The organism is Mobilitalea sibirica, assembly GCF_015999265.1.
Lineage (GTDB): Bacteria > Bacillota > Clostridia > Lachnospirales > Lachnospiraceae > Mobilitalea > Mobilitalea sibirica.
In genome coordinates, this window is record NZ_JAEAGR010000016.1 from 16405 (window position 1) to 33915 (window position 17511).

General features: G+C 38.5%; 15 protein-coding genes. All 15 read left to right on the forward strand.

Going from position 1 to position 17511, the window contains the following annotated elements; genetic code table 11:
- Positions 1-308: 308 nt before the first annotated feature.
- The 15 genes from murA to I5677_RS13870 all read left to right on the forward strand — a co-directional run bounded on the left by murA (position 309) and on the right by I5677_RS13870 (position 17323).
- Complete coding sequence (gene murA / locus I5677_RS13800; RefSeq protein WP_197662222.1) at positions 309-1619, forward strand: UDP-N-acetylglucosamine 1-carboxyvinyltransferase; 1311 nt, start codon at positions 309-311, stop codon at positions 1617-1619.
- Positions 1620-1733: 114 nt separating this feature from the next.
- Entirely contained in the window at positions 1734-3284 is a 1551-nt protein-coding gene (locus tag I5677_RS13805; protein WP_243456609.1) for a YifB family Mg chelatase-like AAA ATPase, read from the forward strand.
- Between the two features lie 162 nt (positions 3285-3446).
- Positions 3447-4766 carry a LysM peptidoglycan-binding domain-containing protein gene (locus tag I5677_RS13810; RefSeq protein WP_197662223.1) on the forward strand — a complete coding sequence of 440 codons (1320 nt, stop codon included), beginning with the start codon at positions 3447-3449 and terminating at the stop codon, positions 4764-4766.
- A gap of 57 nt (positions 4767-4823) precedes the next feature.
- Positions 4824-5936: a DNA-processing protein DprA gene (dprA, locus tag I5677_RS13815; RefSeq protein ID WP_197662224.1), complete on the forward strand. Its 1113-nt coding sequence runs from the start codon at positions 4824-4826 to the stop codon at positions 5934-5936.
- Between the two features lie 262 nt (positions 5937-6198).
- Positions 6199-8268, forward strand: a complete 2070-nt coding sequence (gene topA / locus I5677_RS13820) for a type I DNA topoisomerase (protein WP_197662225.1) — start codon at positions 6199-6201, stop codon at positions 8266-8268.
- Between the two features lie 350 nt (positions 8269-8618).
- Complete coding sequence (codY, locus tag I5677_RS13825; protein WP_197662226.1) at positions 8619-9389, forward strand: GTP-sensing pleiotropic transcriptional regulator CodY; 771 nt, start codon at positions 8619-8621, stop codon at positions 9387-9389.
- A gap of 579 nt (positions 9390-9968) precedes the next feature.
- Positions 9969-10358 (forward strand): flagellar basal body rod protein FlgB, encoded by a 390-nt coding sequence (gene flgB / locus I5677_RS13830; protein ID WP_197662227.1) that lies wholly within the window; start codon positions 9969-9971, stop codon positions 10356-10358.
- A gap of 164 nt (positions 10359-10522) precedes the next feature.
- The gene (gene flgC, locus I5677_RS13835; protein ID WP_197662228.1) at positions 10523-10957 is read left to right on the forward strand and encodes a flagellar basal body rod protein FlgC; all 435 of its coding nucleotides are present in this window, start codon (positions 10523-10525) and stop codon (positions 10955-10957) included.
- A 14-nt stretch (positions 10958-10971) separates the two neighbouring features.
- Positions 10972-11283, forward strand: a complete 312-nt coding sequence (locus tag I5677_RS13840; RefSeq protein ID WP_197662229.1) for a flagellar hook-basal body complex protein FliE — start codon at positions 10972-10974, stop codon at positions 11281-11283.
- Positions 11284-11318: 35 nt separating this feature from the next.
- Complete coding sequence (locus I5677_RS13845; RefSeq protein ID WP_197662230.1) at positions 11319-12914, forward strand: flagellar M-ring protein FliF C-terminal domain-containing protein; 1596 nt, start codon at positions 11319-11321, stop codon at positions 12912-12914.
- Positions 12915-12927: 13 nt separating this feature from the next.
- On the forward strand, positions 12928-13950 hold the full coding sequence (gene fliG / locus I5677_RS13850) for a flagellar motor switch protein FliG (RefSeq protein WP_197662231.1): 1023 nt from the start codon (positions 12928-12930) through the stop codon (positions 13948-13950).
- A gap of 1 nt (position 13951) precedes the next feature.
- Positions 13952-14740, forward strand: a complete 789-nt coding sequence (locus tag I5677_RS17460) for a FliH/SctL family protein (protein WP_197662232.1) — start codon at positions 13952-13954, stop codon at positions 14738-14740.
- Positions 14741-14787: 47 nt separating this feature from the next.
- Positions 14788-16101, forward strand: coding sequence for a flagellar protein export ATPase FliI (gene fliI / locus I5677_RS13860; RefSeq protein WP_197662233.1), 1314 nt, complete (start codon positions 14788-14790; stop codon positions 16099-16101).
- Complete coding sequence (fliJ, locus tag I5677_RS13865; RefSeq protein ID WP_197662234.1) at positions 16098-16559, forward strand: flagellar export protein FliJ; 462 nt, start codon at positions 16098-16100, stop codon at positions 16557-16559. The genes fliI and fliJ overlap by 4 nt, the downstream gene beginning before the upstream one ends.
- On the forward strand, positions 16559-17323 hold the full coding sequence (locus I5677_RS13870) for a MotE family protein (protein WP_197662235.1): 765 nt from the start codon (positions 16559-16561) through the stop codon (positions 17321-17323). The genes fliJ and I5677_RS13870 overlap by 1 nt, the downstream gene beginning before the upstream one ends.
- The last annotated feature ends 188 nt before the right edge of the window (positions 17324-17511 follow it).

The window sequence follows — 17511 nt, forward strand, 5'->3', positions numbered from 1 at the left end:
TACAACTCTTGTTGCTTTATTATATGCACCGGGGACAGGAAAGTTATTATGATTAAAAAAACTGGTGGCAAATTCCAATTATTTAAGTTATAATGAGGTGGGAAAAGTCTCATAATCAAGAAGAATATGAAATTAAATTCTTTTTAAACATATTATCTATAGATATTAATAGCACCAAATGATATAGTTATCGATATTATGATATAGAGACTAATTATATTCGTAACAGTTATGATTTGTATTAAAATCAAAGGTAATAAATCCTTAAAATATTGCTTTTGCAGAAATAGATGGAGGATATATATAAAATGGCGACGAACGAATCGTATTTGAGAGTGAATGGAGGAAAAGCACTGAAAGGAGAGGTAGAAATCAGTGGTTCCAAGAATTCAATACTAGCTTTAATTCCTGCGATGTGTTTAGGTGACGGGGAAGGGGTATTAACCAATGCCCCTGTCATATCAGATGTAGATGCCATGAAGGGTATATTGGGGGAAATTGGTATACAACTAATCTGTAATCATAGCACGGTTAAGATAAAAGGTAATATAAAATACAATGTATTAAGCAAACAATATGTCTCACAAATCAGAGCATCAAATTTGTTTTTGGGTGTCCTTTTGGCCAAGTTTGGAAAGGCAGTAGTGCCTCTTTCCGGTGGAGATAAGATTGGCAATCGACCAATTGATATTCATTTATATGTATTCGAGAAATTCGGTATTCAATCAGAAGTTGTTGATGGGTATGTAAAATGTAAGGCAACACACTTTCCGTATCAGGGACAGAATATATTCCTTAGGTTCCCCAGTGTGGGCGCAACAGAGAATGCTATGTTAGTTGCCAGTGCAGCTGAAGGTGAAACCGTCATTTACAATGCCGCCATGGAACCGGAAATCGTTGATATGGCAATATTATTAAATTCTATGGGAGTTAAGATTACCGGTGCAGGTACTCCGGTTATACGTATTAAGCCATCCGACAAGAGGTTAATTAGAGCAGATCATGAAGTGATACCGGATCGTCTGGAAGCAGGTACTTTTTTATTCATGCTGGCAGCAACCAAGGGGACGGGTATCATTAAAAATATCATTCCTGAACATCTTGTGTCAGCGATTACAATACTTTCCGATTCAGGGGTTTCTATCAAAACTATGGAGAACAGCCTTCATATCGATGCAAGAAATTGTGAATTGAAACCGATTCAGATTGAGGCGTTACCATTCCCGGGGTTTCCAACGGATTTACAACCATTTGCCTCGGTTTATGCCCTGAATTGTAATGGTACTTCAACAATCAAAGATACAATTCATAGCGAGAGATTTAATCATTTACATGAGCTAAGCAAAATGGGAATGGTGAATTGGAGTATCTCTTCTAATACAATGATTCAAGGGATGCAAAAGCTTACAGGAACCTCATTAAATGGAACGGATATAAGAATGGCAGTATCACTTGTTATGGCTGCATTGATTGCAGAGGGTGAATCGAGAGTATATGGGTTAAACCATATCTTAAGAGGATATGATAATTTTGTACAGAAACTGAATAAGTTAGGTGCAGAAGTAGTTATTATGGACAAAGAACCATATGATATCATAGTTCAAATGCAGTGTATGTGAGTATGATGTAAAATAGAAGCAAAAACATGAAAATGTAAAATATTTCTTGTCATATATCTTAAGCTTTGCTATACTACCCATAAAGCAAATGATTCCTTCATTGTAGGAGAGACAATGAAAGGAGCAGTTTTCATGTTTAGCAAAGCATTCAGTGCTGCAGTCCACGGTATAGATGGCTTGATTGTATCCGTGGAGGCTGATATTAGTGACGGATTACCTCTTTTTGATATGGTGGGTTACCTCGGTTCCGAGGTAAAGGAAGCCAGGGAAAGGGTAAGAATTGCACTAAAAAATTCCGGTTATATGCTTCCGGCAAAACGTATTACCGTCAATCTGTCACCGGCAGACATCAGAAAGGAAGGAACCGCTTTCGATCTGCCTGTTGCAATCGCTATTCTTGCAGCCTTCGGATACATTCCGGAGGAAAGTCTAAAAGATACCTTAATTATCGGAGAACTCAGCTTAAACGGCAATATTAATAAAGTAAACGGCGTCCTGCCCATTGTCTACTCAGCAAAGCAGCAGGGCTTTCTTAAGTTTATCGTTCCTAAGGAAAATGCCAGAGAAGGGGCGGTGGTTTGCGGCGCACAGACTTACGGCGTAACCAGCCTTAATGAAGTGGTGTCGCTTTTAAATAATAATAATCAGGTGGAACCTGAATGTGTAGATATCAAAGAGTTATTTGAACATAATGAGATGGCAGAGAACATAGACTTTTCTGAAGTGGCCGGACAAATGGCGGCAAAAAGAGCCATTGAGATAGCCGTATCCGGCATGCATAATATCCTGATGATTGGTCCGCCCGGCTCCGGTAAGACCATGTTGGCGAAGCGAATTCCCTCCATTATGCCTGAACTGACCTTTGAAGAAAGTATGGAAATCTCTAAAATCTATAGTATAGCAGGCCTTATGGATAATAAGGCTCTCATCTCAAAACGTCCTTTTCGTTCTCCCCATCATACCATAACACAGACAGCACTGACCGGCGGAGGAAGACTTCCAAAGCCCGGTGAAATCAGTCTGGCACATCTTGGCGTCTTATTTTTAGACGAGCTACCAGAATTTCAAAAAAATACAATCGAAGTTTTAAGACAACCCCTGGAGGATAAATCAGTCACCATTGCAAGACTGAATGCAACTTACCGTTATCCGGCAGGCTTTATGTTGGTTGCCGCTATGAATCCCTGTAGCTGCGGTTATTATCCGGACAGAAACAAGTGCAACTGTTCCATTAATCTGGTAAAACGTTATCTGAACCGAATATCCCAATCCCTTTTGGATCGTTTCGATATCTGTATCGAAGCCTTACAGATGAACTATAAAGAGCTACAGACAGAACAAAAGCAGGAATCCTCTGACGACATCAGAAGACGGGTCAGCATCGCCAGAGAAATACAGCTGAAACGTTATGAAGGGCAAAAGATCTGGTTCAACTCACAGCTGACTCCCCGCTCTATAAAAAAATACTGTAAGCTGGAACCGAAGGAACAGTCACTGCTAGAAGAGGCTTTTATCAAGATGAATCTCAGTGCCAGAGCTTATCATCGGATTCTGAAGGTAGCCAGAACTATTGCCGATTTAGAAGGGAGTGAACAAATCCATACCAAGCATATCAGCGAAGCTATCTGTTATCGCAGTATGGACCAGAAGTATTGGGGAGAGTGATAATCTATGATGTTAATATCATAAAAATCCCTAACTATGAAGTTGTTGGGTAAGAAACAAACAATTGTGAGATATAGGGGTGTAATTAGAGTTATGTATAAAACATTGATAGGAATCCATAACACAACATATATTTAACTAAAAGCAACAGTGAGGTAGTTTATGATAATACATGTTGTAAGACCGGGAGATACCATTCAATCGATTGCTGATCAGTATGATATTTCTGTTATGAGGTTAATTCAAGACAATGGATTGGAGAATTTAAGGGATTTGGTTATCGGACAAAGTATCGTTATTGCGTTTCCAGTACAAACCTATACCGTACAAGAAGGTGATACACTGCAAGATATCGCGACAGCCTTTGATGTATCGATCATGCAATTATATAGAAACAATCCGCATTTAACTGATAGGGAGTATATATATCCTGGAGAAACGATTGTGATTAAATACAATAACACAAAAGGAAACATTATGATACATGGGAATACATTTCCTTTTATTAATGAGAATACTTTCAGAAAAACGTTGCCGTATTTAACTTATCTTTCAATTATTAATTATACAGCAACAGATGAGGGCGATATTATTACTCATTATGATGAAACAGATATGATTGGAGTTGCCAGAGAATACGGGGTGATGCCACTTATGTTAATAACTACACTATCGATCAGAGGAGAAGCCAATATAGGAATTGCTTATGATATATTAATAAATGAAGAATTTCAAAATAGACTTATAGACAATATCCTCGCTATATTAAAAGAAAAAGGTTATTTTGGAGTTAATCTCGCATTCCAGTATCTGAATATTTCTAATTTACGCTTATACGAATCATATTTAACTAAAATTAATAAACGTCTTACTCAGGAGGGCTATGTTGTTTTTGTTACAATCAATCCAATCAGAGAGATAGACGATGTACTCCGATATGAAAGAGTGGATTATTCACAGATTAATCAGCTAACTGATTATATTGTTTTTATGAATAATGAGAGAGTGATGGATATGTTGCCACCTTCCCCAATCATTTCTGTCAGTAATATAGAAGAGTTTATAGATTTCATAGACAGATATGTCACTCCGGATAAAATAATGTTAGGGATACCAAGTATAGGTCAAGATTGGCAGCTGCCTTTTGTAGCCGGCTTTTCTGATGTTAATACATTGATATATGCGAATGTGATTCAACTGGCAAGCAATGTGGGTGCTAGTATAGAATTTGATGAAATGTCGCAAACACCTTATTTTACGTATACGGTAATAAATTATGGAAGACCGATTGAACATATCGTATGGTTTGTTGATGCAAGAACGATTGATGCTCTATTAAATCTGCAATTAGAATACAATTTACCTGGCATAGATTATTGGAATATCATGATGTTCAATCCTCAGTTTTGGCTGATCATTAATTCTCAATATGAAATTTTGAAAAATATGAATTTATATAGAGAAGAGGAGGATATGAGTTAAGTGTAAGCAACCACATTCAACAAGTGCTTTATAATAATTGTACAAAGGAGTAAGACCATGAAATTTGAAGAATATAATTACTGGCTGGCCAATCTAGACAAGATTGGTCCGGTGAAAATAGAAAAGTTGATTCATTATTTTGAAAAGGCAGAGCATATTTTTCATGCGTCAAAAAATGAATTAATGGCATATATTATGAATGGGTATGATAATAGGGGGAAACTAACAGAAACCGACATAGACAACCTAATGAATAGCCGTGATAAGGAAAAAATTAAGAAAAATTATGATAAACTTAAAAATCAAGGCATATATTTTGTTTCGAAGGAGGATAGCCGTTATCCAATTAACTTAAAAAATATATACGGCGCGCCCTTTGCTCTTTATATTAAAGGAAAACTACCCGAGGAGCAGAAGAAAAAGATAGCGGTCATTGGGGCTAGAGAATGTTCGGCCTATGGTAAGGAGATGGCCAAATACCTAGCCGGTGCATTGGCAGGAGAAGGGATCGAAATTATCAGCGGACTGGCCAGAGGAATTGATTCCTATGCCCATGAAGGAGCCTTAACTGCCTGTGGTGTTACTTACGGAGTCCTAGGCTGTGGAATCGACATCTGTTATCCGAAAGAAAATATTAATTTATATATGGAGATGCAAAAGGATGGAGGTATCATATCTGAATATGCGCCGGGAACACGCCCGCTAGCAGGACATTTTCCAATGAGGAACCGTATTATCAGCGGACTGAGCGACGCTGTACTGGTAATTGAAGCGAAAGAAAAAAGCGGTTCACTGATTACTGTGGATATGGGGCTGGAACAAGGGAAAGAGATTTATGCGCTTCCTGGAAGAGCAACGGACCGCTTAAGTGAGGGCTGTAATAATTTAATAAAAATGGGGGCAAAATTAGTTACAACTCCGAAAGATATTCTGGAAGATTTCATACCAAATTACGGTCAAAAGGTTGTGGAAAGTAAAAAAAATAATAAATTGCTTGAAACAAAAGGAAAAATAGTGTATGCTTGTTTAAGCTTGGAACCAAAACACATAGAAGAGATTGCGTTAGAAACGAATCTGCCTTTGGATGCATTAATGGAACAGTTAGTGTTATTGGAATTGCAAGGGTTTGTTCGCCAGGCGATGAAAAACTATTACGTAACCCGTGAATGATACATGAAAATGACATCGGTCTTAAGCTGATTGAATAAATAGGAATATAATGATAGCCATCGTTTGCGATGGCTTACCTCTAGGTATATGAAAGCCATTAATTGCGGATTTACAGAATTCGAACGGAAATCTTGAAAGGCACAATCTGACATTTGGACGCTAATGCGCCAAGGCGTATGTAACAGAGGTATATCAGCTGGGACTTTTGGATGGGACCTGATGCGGATTTGACTTACACAAAGAAATGAGGGGAACTAACATCATGTCAAAAAATCTTGTTATCGTAGAATCTCCGGCTAAGGCAAAGACGATTAAGAAATTCCTGGGAACGAATTATGAGGTTCTTGCCTCGAACGGTCATGTTAGGGATTTACCGAAAAGCCAGCTAGGTATCGATATAAATAACGATTTTGAACCAAAATATATAACAATCAGAGGAAAAGGTGATTTACTCGCTAAGCTGCGTAAGGAAGTTAAGAAAGCAGACAAAGTATATCTTGCGACTGACCCGGATCGTGAGGGTGAGGCGATTTCCTGGCATCTATATCATACATTAAAATTAGAAGATAAAATATCCAGCAGGATTACCTTTAATGAGATAACAAAAAATGCAGTAAAAACATCAATAAAGCAAGCCAGAGAAATTGATATGGATCTGGTAAATGCACAACAAGCGAGAAGAATATTAGATCGTATGGTGGGTTATACGATTAGCCCGCTGTTGTGGGATAAGGTAAAGAGAGGTCTTAGTGCCGGTAGAGTACAGTCAGTAGCCCTGCGTATTATATGTGACCGTGAGGATGAAATCAATGCTTTCGTACCGGAGGAATACTGGAACCTGGAAGCTGAATTTACAATCAAAGGAAAGAAAAAGCCTTTGGTAGCTAAATTTAACGGATATAAAAGCACAAAAACAGTCATTCGTAATGAAGCTGAAATGAATGAGATATTGCAAAAGCTTGATAACGCAAAGTTTATGATAAAGGAAGTTAAGAAAAGTGAACGAATTCGTAAACAGCCGTTACCCTTTACCACCAGTACACTTCAACAGGAAGCAGCTAAGTCCTTGAATTTTTCTACACAAAAAACCATGCAGTTGGCTCAACAGCTCTATGAGGGTATTGATATTAAGGGACATGGTACGGTCGGTTTAATCACTTATCTTCGTACGGATTCCATCCGTATCAGTGATGAGGCAGACAAATCAGCCAAAGAATATGTTAAGGACAATTACGGCGCTGAATTTGTTGCTTTAGAAGAGAATTTAAAACGTACCGGTAAGAAGATACAGGATGCCCATGAAGCGATCCGCCCTACTTACATTGAATATACTCCGGCTGAGATTAAAGATTCTCTATCCAGGGATCAATATCGCTTGTATCAGTTGATTTGGAAGAGATTTTTAGCCAGTAGGATGCAGCCGGCCAAATATGAAACCACAACAATTAAAATAGAAGGTAATGAATACAGGTTTTCTACCTCTACCTCAAAACTAATTTTTGAGGGCTTTATGAGTGTCTATAATCCGGGAGACGAGGATGAAGAGAATGCGGTAGGTTTTGAAGATTTGAAAGAGGGCGATACCTTACCACTTTCGAAGCTATCAAAAAGTCAGCACTTTACTCAGCCGCCTGCCCATTACACGGAAGCTTCTCTGGTTAAAACCTTGGAAGAGTTAGGGATTGGAAGGCCCAGTACTTATTCACCTACAATTACCACAATTATTGTCAGAAGATATGTCGCAAAAGAAAATAAGAACTTATATGTAACAGAACTGGGAGAGGCAGTAAATAATATTATGAAATGTGCTTTTCCGAGTATTGTAGATGTCAATTTTACAGCGAATTTAGAATCTTTATTGGACTTTATTGAAGATGGATCTGTTAATTGGAGAACCGTTATAAGAAACTTTTATCCGGATCTTGATGAAGCGGTTAAGAATGCCCATGTGGAACTGGATAAAATTCAGATTGAAGATGAAGTTACCGAAGAACTTTGTGATTTATGCGGCAGAAACATGGTTATTAAATACGGCCCCCATGGAAAATTTCTCGCCTGTCCCGGATTTCCGGACTGTAAAAACACGAAACCTTATCTGGAGAAGATTGGCGTATCCTGTCCGGTCTGCGGTGGTGATGTTGTAGTTCGTAAGACGAAAAAGGGCAGAAGATATTATGGCTGCAGTAATAATCCGGACTGTGAATTTATGACCTGGCAAAAACCCTCCGATAAACCTTGCGATAAATGTGGTGGTGTTTTACTGGAAAAAGGGAATAAATTAGTTTGCAGTAATGAAAAATGCGGCAATGTAATAAATGTTCAAAATAATTAATCATATAAAAATGTAAAGACAAATCAGTTACTTATTTCAAAAAATGACGGAATTGGATATAATTCTAGAAAATTATTTAAAAAAGTGTGTCAAAACGGTGAAAAAAGTATTGTTTTTACAAATAACATATGATAAAATTGAAAAGGTAATACAATTAGAAAATAATACTAATTGCATTGCCTTGTTCAAATTAATAATTAACAATAAATGATTGTATAACTATCGAAGAAAAGTATGATTCACTAGCAGTTAAGTTTTGTGATAGATATCAATTTATGCGCTTTACAACTTTTCGAATAACTTTGGATACCTTAAGGGAGGAAAAGAACAAATCTGGGAGGAACCGTTTCATGAGTGTACAGTTATTAGATAAAACAAGAAAGATTAATAACCTATTGCATAATAATAATTCGCATAAGGTTGTTTTTAATGACATCTGTGTTGTTTTAAGTGAGATATTAGCATCTAATGTTTTGGTTATCAGTCGTAAGGGTAAGGTTCTTGGCGTGAAGAACCGAGCAGATATTATTGAGATTAAAGAATTGATCAAGGATGCAGTTGGCAGACATATAGACAGTTTATTAAATGAGAGACTTTTGAATATATTGTCAACAAAAGAAAATGTTAATTTAAGAACACTGGGTTTTGAATTTGAAGACGTTGATACCTACCAGGCAATCATAACTCCGATTGATATCGCAGGAGAGAGGTTAGGTACATTATTCATATATAAAACAGGACAGCAATATAATCTGGATGATATCATATTAAGTGAATATGGTACAACAGTTGTTGGACTTGAGATGATGAGATCGGTAAATGAAGAAAACGCTGAGGAAAACAGAAAGGTTCAAATTGTAAAATCAGCAATCAGCACCTTATCCTTCTCCGAGTTAGAGGCGATCACCCATATATTTGAAGAGTTAAAAGGTAATGAAGGCATTCTTGTTGCAAGTAAAATTGCAGATCGTGTCGGAATTACAAGATCTGTTATAGTAAATGCACTTCGTAAATTTGAAAGTGCCGGAGTGATTGAATCCCGTTCTTCAGGAATGAAGGGAACCTATATCAAAGTATTAAATGACGTAGTATTTGATGAATTAAAGAATATGAACAGTTAAACGGATTTTGCCATAACAACGATCAGTTGATCTAACATGGATGCAAAAGGATTTGTGAGAGGATTTTTCTCATAAGTCCTTTTTTTGCTATATAGGTTAGGGTGTCAAAAGTCCACTACTAAATATCCTACGTCAATTTGCACATTCTAGTTGTTGTATTCGTGATACAAACATAATTTAGTCGCAACACGCTCTCGCTTGGATGAAGTACGTAGTGGTACATAAGACCGCAAAACACGCGGTCTAAGTACCAACGACTTCATACAGTTGCTCACCAAATTATGTTTGTATCACTCTGAATAAAGAAAATGTATGTGCATTTTTGACGAATCAAAGTTTGACAAAAGACTTTTGACACCCTAACCTATATAGACATTTCTCCGAATTAAAATGTTGATCCTGATGCTTCGAAAAATCAGTGCTAATTAACAAAATAATATGAGAAAAATCTACATCCGGAATAGACCCGAAATACCAGAATAATACAAGGTTTAGTATTATTCTACTAATTTTTCAAATATATCTTGTGTTTTTTGAAATATTTATTATAATGATTATATACGGGAAGGGAGTGCAAACATGATAGGTTCAAATGCATTTAATTACATAAACGTTTTAGATAAGGCTGCGGATGCCAGCTGGAAACGGAACGAAGTAATCGCGAACAACATAGCAAACGTAGACACACCGGGATATAAGCGTAAAGATGTACAGTTTGAGTCATATCTGATGTCTGCCTTAATTGGGGATAATTCGCTTGATAAGCGGGTAGCCAGTGCAAGGCTTGATTCTTTAAATGCCCGGATCTATACGGATAATGCGAATTTAAGTTACCGTATGGATGGTAATAATGTGGATATTGATACGGAATCGGCAAATCTGGCACAAAACCAGGTCAGATATTATACATTACTGGATTCAATGACACAGGAATTTAACCGTATTAAATTAGTGCTTCAGTCCAGATAGAGGATTGGGGCTTAATTTGGTGTACGTTCAGTACAATGAGATGACACGATGAATTAAACAATAGAATAAAGTGTTAAAAAACGAAGGAAAAAACAGGAAAAGTAAAAAAACACAATCTTTGATAAGAAATTATAAATGGTAGGATATCGAAAGGAGAAGCAGATATGTCGGCTATGAACGGAATGAATATCAGTGCCAGCGGAATGACAGCACAACGGCTAAGGATGGATATTATTTCTCAAAATATTGCCAATGTGAACACGACCCGGGATGAGAATGGAAATCCATATAAAAGAAAAGCCGTAATATTTGCTGAAAAGGATATGACCCCTTTTGGGGAAGTGTTGATGAAGACGGCAGGTAATGTTGGCAGCGGTGTTAAAGTTACTAAAATCGTAGAAGACAATAAGGCCATGCGTAAGGTTTATGATCCATCCCATCCGGACGCGGATGAAGAGGGTTATGTGACCTATCCGAATGTAAACATCGTTCAGGAAATGACTGATTTAATTGATGCAACCAGATCCTATGAAGCTAACGTAACGGCATTTAATGCTACAAAAAACATGGCGCTTAAAGGTTTAGAGGTTGGAAAATAAATCGGAGGTAAACTATGAATATAGCATCAGTAGGTAATTTATCTGAATTTAGTAAATATGGGATTGATTCTGCCACCAAGGCGAAGGAGAATCGTAATGCTACCTTCGAAAGTCTGTTTCAGGCAGCGGTAGGGCTGGTGAAAGAGACCAATAACTATGCGAATGCAGCAGAAGAAGCAGAGATGGCTTTTTCCCTGGGTCTTATGGACAATACCCATGATCTTCAGGTTGCTCAGCAAAAGGCTAACTTGTCTCTGCAATATACCGTTGCCATAAGAAACGGAGTAATGGACGCCTATAAAGAGATTATGGCCCTGCAATTTTAGGAAGAGATGAATATATTCTTAAGGAGCATTAGGCAATGGTTGAGAGATTGAAACAAGTACCAAAGAATTTATTAACATTATGGAATAAGTATACCAGCAAACAGAAGACTATCATCATTAGTGTAGTCAGTACTGTTTTTTTTGCGTTTATATTATTAATTGTTCTGTTAGGCCGGGTAAAATATGAAGTATTAACGATAACAGCTTCCCCAAAGGAAGCCAGCCAGGTTGTGGAACTATTGAATGAGGAAGGAATCGAACATAAGTTGGGTTCCGATAATATGACGGTGTCGGTAGATTTAAAGAGGTACTCCGATGCGGTATTATTACTTGCCAGCAATGATATGCCGTCCACCGGTCTGTCTTTAGATGAACTTTTGAATAATAGCTTAAGTACTACGAACAGTGACCGTACGCTTAAGCTTAATTTGTATATGCAGAATCAACTGCGCAATTATATTATTACAATGGAAGGTATTGACGATGCTCAGGTTTACTATATCCCGGTCGAGGACAGTAACTCCATACTTACAGTTGCCAAGGATACCAGTGCATCCGTATTACTTACCGTAAATGATGATTTTGAACCAAAGACAGCGGAAACAATTGCTGAAATGGTTGCATCTGTCATAGGTAACAGCACAACAGAAAAAATTAAGGTGGCCGATCAAAACGGTAACCTTTTATATGGTGGAGGACAGGATCTATATTCCGGAAGTGCTAACTCCAATGAAGATTTTAAAGAGAGACTTCGTAATACCTTTATTAATAACTTATATATGGGATTGGTTAAAAGCGGTTATGATGATGTGGAAATCATGCCGAATTTAACTTTTAATATGGATAAAGTAACAGAATTATTTACCGAATATCTGCCTGCAGAGGGGCAAGAGCAAGGTTTGTTTGGTCGGTATTACTCCTATACCTCTGAAAATGCCGGATCAAGTGGTGGCGGGCCACCGGGAACCTCTTCGAACGATGAAACTGATTATATGATGCCGGATTCGGCATCCTCCACCGGAAGCGTTGAGATTGAAGAGATTGATTATCTTCCGAATGAAAGGGTTACCAATATCGAATATGAAGTCGGCGCGGTAATTCCGGAGGACTCCTCAATTAGTATTGTACTTAGGCAAATCGATTCAAGAACAGAAGAAGAATTGGAACTAGAGGGTTTACTCGAAGACACCACCTTTGAGGAATATGCCCTGCAAAACAGTGAACGGGAAAGGGTGCCTGTAGATCCTGAAATCATAACTATGGTTTCCTTAGCAACCGGTATTGCGGAAGAGAATATTCAGATTATGGCTTATAGACAGCCTGTATTTATACCAAGAGCGGTAGAAGTAAGAAGCTGGACGGATTATCTCCAGATTATTTTAACCGTATTAATTATAGCACTTTTAGTATTTGTGGTATTTAAAGGATTTGGTCCGGTGGAGGTTACCGAACTGGAGCCTGAATTATCCGTGGAACAATTGTTGGCAACCACGAAGGAAAATCAAACAATTGAAGATATCGAATTTAATGAAGTCTCTGAGGTTCGCCGGATGATAGAGAAATTTGTTGACGAGAAGCCGGATGCTGTGGCCCAGCTACTACGCAACTGGCTCAATGAAGAATGGAGTTAAGGAGGGATAGAAAATGGCAAGATCGGGAAACACCAGTAATGATATAACAGGTATTCAAAAAGCCGCTATCCTTTTGATATCCCTGGGACCGGAGCGGTCAGCAAGTATATTTAAACATTTAAAAGAAGATGAGATTGAACAACTAACGTTAGAAATAGCTAATACCAGGAGTATCTCTCCTGCGACGAAGGACCAGGTTCTGGATGAGTTTTATGAGATCTGCCTTGCACAGCAATATATTGCTGAGGGTGGTATTGCCTATGCAAAGGAACTTCTGGAGAAGGCCTTAGGTAGTGATAAGGCAAGGGATGTCATCGGTAAACTTACTGCATCCTTGCAGGTTAGACCCTTTGAATTTGTTAGAAAGACGGATGCTTCTCAGCTTTTAAACTTTATACAGGACGAGCATCCCCAAACCATTGCCCTTATTTTATCCTATCTATCCCCGGGACAGGCGTCCACGATTATATCGTCCCTGGCACCGGATAAACAGGCCGATGTTGCAAAACGTATCGCACAAATGGACCGTACATCCCCGGATGTCATCAAGGAAGTGGAGAAGGTATTGGAACGCAAGCTGGCATCCTTGGTAAATCAGGATTACACCATTGTCGGAGGCGTGGATTCCATTGTAGAGATATTGAATACAGTAGACCGCGGTACCGAAAAGCATATTATGGAAACTCTTGAGATTGAAGAACCTGAATTGGCTGATGAAATCAGAAGGAAGATGTTTGTATTTGAAGACATCCTTAGTCTGGATGATAAATCCATCCAAAGAGTCCTTAGAGAGGTTGATAACAATGAACTTGCCGTTGCCCTTAAGGGAGCCAATGACGAGGTACAAAATGTTATCTTTAATAACCTTTCAAAACGTTTGGCTGCCATGATTAAGGAAGATATGGAATACATGGGTCCGGTTCGATTAAAGGATGTTGAAGAAGCGCAGCAGCGTATTGTTAATATTATTCGAAAACTGGAGGATTCCTCTGAAATTATCATTTCGAGAGGCGGAGGTGACGAGATTATTGTCTAATGTGATAAAATCTTATTCCGTACGATATGAGGAGGCAGTGAAAAAGACAATCGACGTTAATGCCAAAAAAGATCAGGAGATTTTACAAAAAAGAAATCTTAGGCTAACGACCACGGTATCGAAGGAAGAGACCGGTGAATTTGTCGAAGGTATCAAAGCGGTTGTAGTGGATGCATTACCAACAGAAGAAGAACAAAAAGAAAATAACGAAAAGCAAGCTAGTATCCTAGAGAATGCCAAGCAGGAAGCGCAGGAAATCATAGAAAACGCTAAGCAGGAAGCAAGGCGGATGAAAGAAGAAGCCATAGCCCAAGGTAAGCAAATAGGGTACGAAGAAGGAATAAAGCAGGCGAATATAGAGATACAGAATAAGAATGCCGCTCTTGATGATAAAGCAAAACAGCTGCAAGAGGAATTTGACGAGATGGTACGCCGTCTGGAGCCTCATATGGTTGAAATCATGGCTGCTTTGATTGAAAAAATAACTGGGATTTTGGTACAAGACAGGCAGGAAGTGATTCTGTATTTGGTAGAAAAGGCATTTTTAAATGCAGAAAAGACGAATGAATATACGATTCGGGTAGGTAGTGAGGATTATGAATATTTAAATGACAGAAAAGATTTTCTGATCAGTGCCATCGGTAGGGATGTTCAGGTAAATATTGTAGAGGATACTGCGCTTCATAAAAACCAATGTCTGATAGAAACACAGTTACGGGTAATTGATTGCAGTTTGGATGTCCAATTAAGGAATTTAATTACCGATTTGAAGTTACTTGGAAGTGTTTAGTTATTTGTGTCTTTTGTCGATATATACTAAGTAGGGAAGATAGCAGAATGATTTCAATTGATTTAGATAAGTATAAACAGTTACTGGAGAAGAATTATGAGCTGGAAATCGGAAGGGTAGTAAAAATGGTGGGACTTACCATAGAAGCTACGGGACCGGATTCCAATTTAAATGATGTATGCTACATAACAGGTAACGATAAACATAAGAAAAAGGTTGCTGAAGTAGTAGGATTTCGTGAAAATCGAATTCTTCTAATGCCCTATGATGACATGACCGGGGTCGGTATCGGAAGCAAGGTATTCGGTAGCGGCTCAGCTTTCAAGGTTCCTGTAGGCGAAGAGCTCCTTGGTAAAACCTTGGATGGACTGGGCAATCCCATCGACGGATCTTTATTAAATTGTAGGAAGTTTTACTCGGCAGAAGCTGCTCCACCGGATCCTATGAAACGTAAATTAATTGATGAAGTCTTACCCCTTGGAGTAAAAGCGGTAGATTCCATGCTAACCGTAGGGAAAGGCCAAAGAATTGGAATTTTTGCCGGTAGCGGCGTAGGAAAGAGTACTCTTCTTGGTATGTTTGCCAGAAATACAAAAGCAGATATCAATGTAATCGCATTAATCGGCGAACGTGGTAGAGAGGTCCGGGAATTTATTGAAAGAGACTTAGGAGAGGAAGGCTTAAAACGCTCCGTAGTGGTTGTTGCCACCTCGGATAAGCCGGCGTTGATCAGAAACAAAGCAGCGAAAACTGCTACGGCAATAGCAGAATATTTCCGGGATCAGGGAAAGGATGTATTACTGATGATGGACTCTCTGACCCGTTTTTCAATGGCACAAAGGGAAATCGGATTAGCTTCCGGTGAACCTCCGGTATCCAGAGGATATCCGCCCAGTGTATATTCTGAGATGCCAAAGCTTCTTGAGCGGGCGGGAAATTCGGATAAAGGTTCTATTACCGGATTATATACCGTTTTAGTGGATGGTGATGATTTTAATGAACCGATTACGGATACAGCCAGAAGTATATTGGACGGTCATATCATGCTTTCCAGAAAGTTGGGTCATAAGAATCACTATCCCGCGATTGATATTCTCCAGAGCATATCCCGTGTTATGAGCTCCATTACGGATAAAGAACATAAAGAGGCAGCCGGAAAACTGAAAAATGTACTGGCGACCTACCAGGAGGCGGAGGATCTGATTAATATCGGTGCTTATAAGGCTGGGTCCAATGAAGATATTGATTATGCAATTTCAAAAATTAAAGAAGTGAATGCATTCCTCAGACAGGAAGTAGATGAAAAATATGATTTTGAGGAAGAGATATGCATGTTAAAGGAGATCTTTAACAAAGAATGAAAAAATTCAGATATAGCATGGAAAACCTATTACAGGTCAAGTTGAAACTGGAGGACCAGGCTAAGCTTGCCTATTCAGACGCAAGACTTCGTCTGACGAAGGAAGAAGACAAGCTACAGGCTTTGGAAAAACGAAAATCCTCCTATGAGGATGAACTAAGGTTACTAAGAACCTCCAGACTTGATTTATTAAAAATAAAGCATTGTGAGGATGCAATTGACATAATGAAGCATCAAATCAAACAGCAAGTCATTGCCGTCAAGAATGCCGAACAGAGACTTGAAGTAGCAAGAATTAGACTGCATGATGCCATGGTAGAGCGTAAAATACAGGAAAAGCTCAAAGAGAAGGCATGGGAGGAATATTTGCTGGAATTTGACGCAGAGGAACGGAAAGAAGTAGATGAGCTTAATAGCTTTCACTTTCGTAATCCTACGCTAAGTGAGGAGGACAGATAATGGCAAAGAAGAACAAGGACGCTGGGATGGAAAAAAAAGAGGGGAATAAACTATTGACTGTTATTATTGCTCTTTTAATTGCCATCATATGGTTTGCCGTTTTTGCATTGTTAATTAAGCTGGATGTCGGAGGCTTTGGCTCCGGTGTGTTAAGACCAATTATAAAAGATGTACCCATAATAAATCAAATTCTTCCAAAAGTATCTGACCAGCAGCTGGCCCAGGAAAATGATTATATCTATGATTCTCTTCCCGAAGCAGTTGCCAAAATTAAAGAACTGGAACTTTTAATAGAGGAAATGACCCAGAATAATCTGGATGGCAGTACGAAAACCGCTGAACTACAAGCGGAAATCGATCGTTTAAAAACCTTTGAAGAAAATCAGCTGGCTTTTGAAGAAAGAGTAAAGGAATTTGATGAAAATGTAGTCTTTGCTGAAGCAGCACCGGATATCGAGGAATATAAAAAATATTACGAAGAGATAAATCCGACAAATGCAGAAACGATCTACAGACAGGTAATTGAACAGCTGCAATATTCCGATGCAATATTAGAAAAAGCCAATATCTATAAAAGTATGGATCCGGAGGCAGCAGCACTAATTCTGGAGACAATGACTGCGGATGTGGAAGCGGTGGCACAGATATTGCTATCTATGAAACCGAAAGAGAGTGCTGAGATTTTAGCGGAGATGGATAATGTAGTTGCAGCTAAAATAACAAAGAAAATGCTTGATATGGATGCCGAAAAATTAGAGAAATAGGTGGCGCATTCTTCTCGGTAGCTTATATGTATCATCTAATTCAGATTACCGGGTTGCATGATTTAAGATAGAAACAATGTGACTTTGTGATTAACGGATGAGAAATCATATTAAGCAATACTGAGAATTGCGATAAATATAAGAGAGGCAGCAAAAAGTTTTATCCTATTGCTGGCCTTGAAGAAAGG

Excerpts from the sequence above, each read along its gene's own strand:
- murA (WP_197662222.1), top strand. The coding sequence starts at position 309 with ATGGCGACGAACGAATCGTATTTGAGAGTGAATGGAGGAAAAGCACTG.
- I5677_RS13805 (WP_243456609.1), top strand. The coding sequence starts at position 1,734 with ATGAAAGGAGCAGTTTTCATGTTTAGCAAAGCATTCAGTGCTGCAGTC.
- I5677_RS13810 (WP_197662223.1), top strand. The coding sequence starts at position 3,447 with ATGATAATACATGTTGTAAGACCGGGAGATACCATTCAATCGATTGCT.
- dprA (WP_197662224.1), top strand. The coding sequence starts at position 4,824 with ATGAAATTTGAAGAATATAATTACTGGCTGGCCAATCTAGACAAGATT.
- topA (WP_197662225.1), top strand. The coding sequence starts at position 6,199 with ATGTCAAAAAATCTTGTTATCGTAGAATCTCCGGCTAAGGCAAAGACG.
- codY (WP_197662226.1), top strand. The coding sequence starts at position 8,619 with ATGAGTGTACAGTTATTAGATAAAACAAGAAAGATTAATAACCTATTG.
- flgB (WP_197662227.1), top strand. The coding sequence starts at position 9,969 with ATGATAGGTTCAAATGCATTTAATTACATAAACGTTTTAGATAAGGCT.
- flgC (WP_197662228.1), top strand. The coding sequence starts at position 10,523 with ATGTCGGCTATGAACGGAATGAATATCAGTGCCAGCGGAATGACAGCA.
- I5677_RS13840 (WP_197662229.1), top strand. The coding sequence starts at position 10,972 with ATGAATATAGCATCAGTAGGTAATTTATCTGAATTTAGTAAATATGGG.
- I5677_RS13845 (WP_197662230.1), top strand. The coding sequence starts at position 11,319 with ATGGTTGAGAGATTGAAACAAGTACCAAAGAATTTATTAACATTATGG.
- fliG (WP_197662231.1), top strand. The coding sequence starts at position 12,928 with ATGGCAAGATCGGGAAACACCAGTAATGATATAACAGGTATTCAAAAA.
- fliI (WP_197662233.1), top strand. The coding sequence starts at position 14,788 with ATGATTTCAATTGATTTAGATAAGTATAAACAGTTACTGGAGAAGAAT.
- fliJ (WP_197662234.1), top strand. The coding sequence starts at position 16,098 with ATGAAAAAATTCAGATATAGCATGGAAAACCTATTACAGGTCAAGTTG.
- I5677_RS13870 (WP_197662235.1), top strand. The coding sequence starts at position 16,559 with ATGGCAAAGAAGAACAAGGACGCTGGGATGGAAAAAAAAGAGGGGAAT.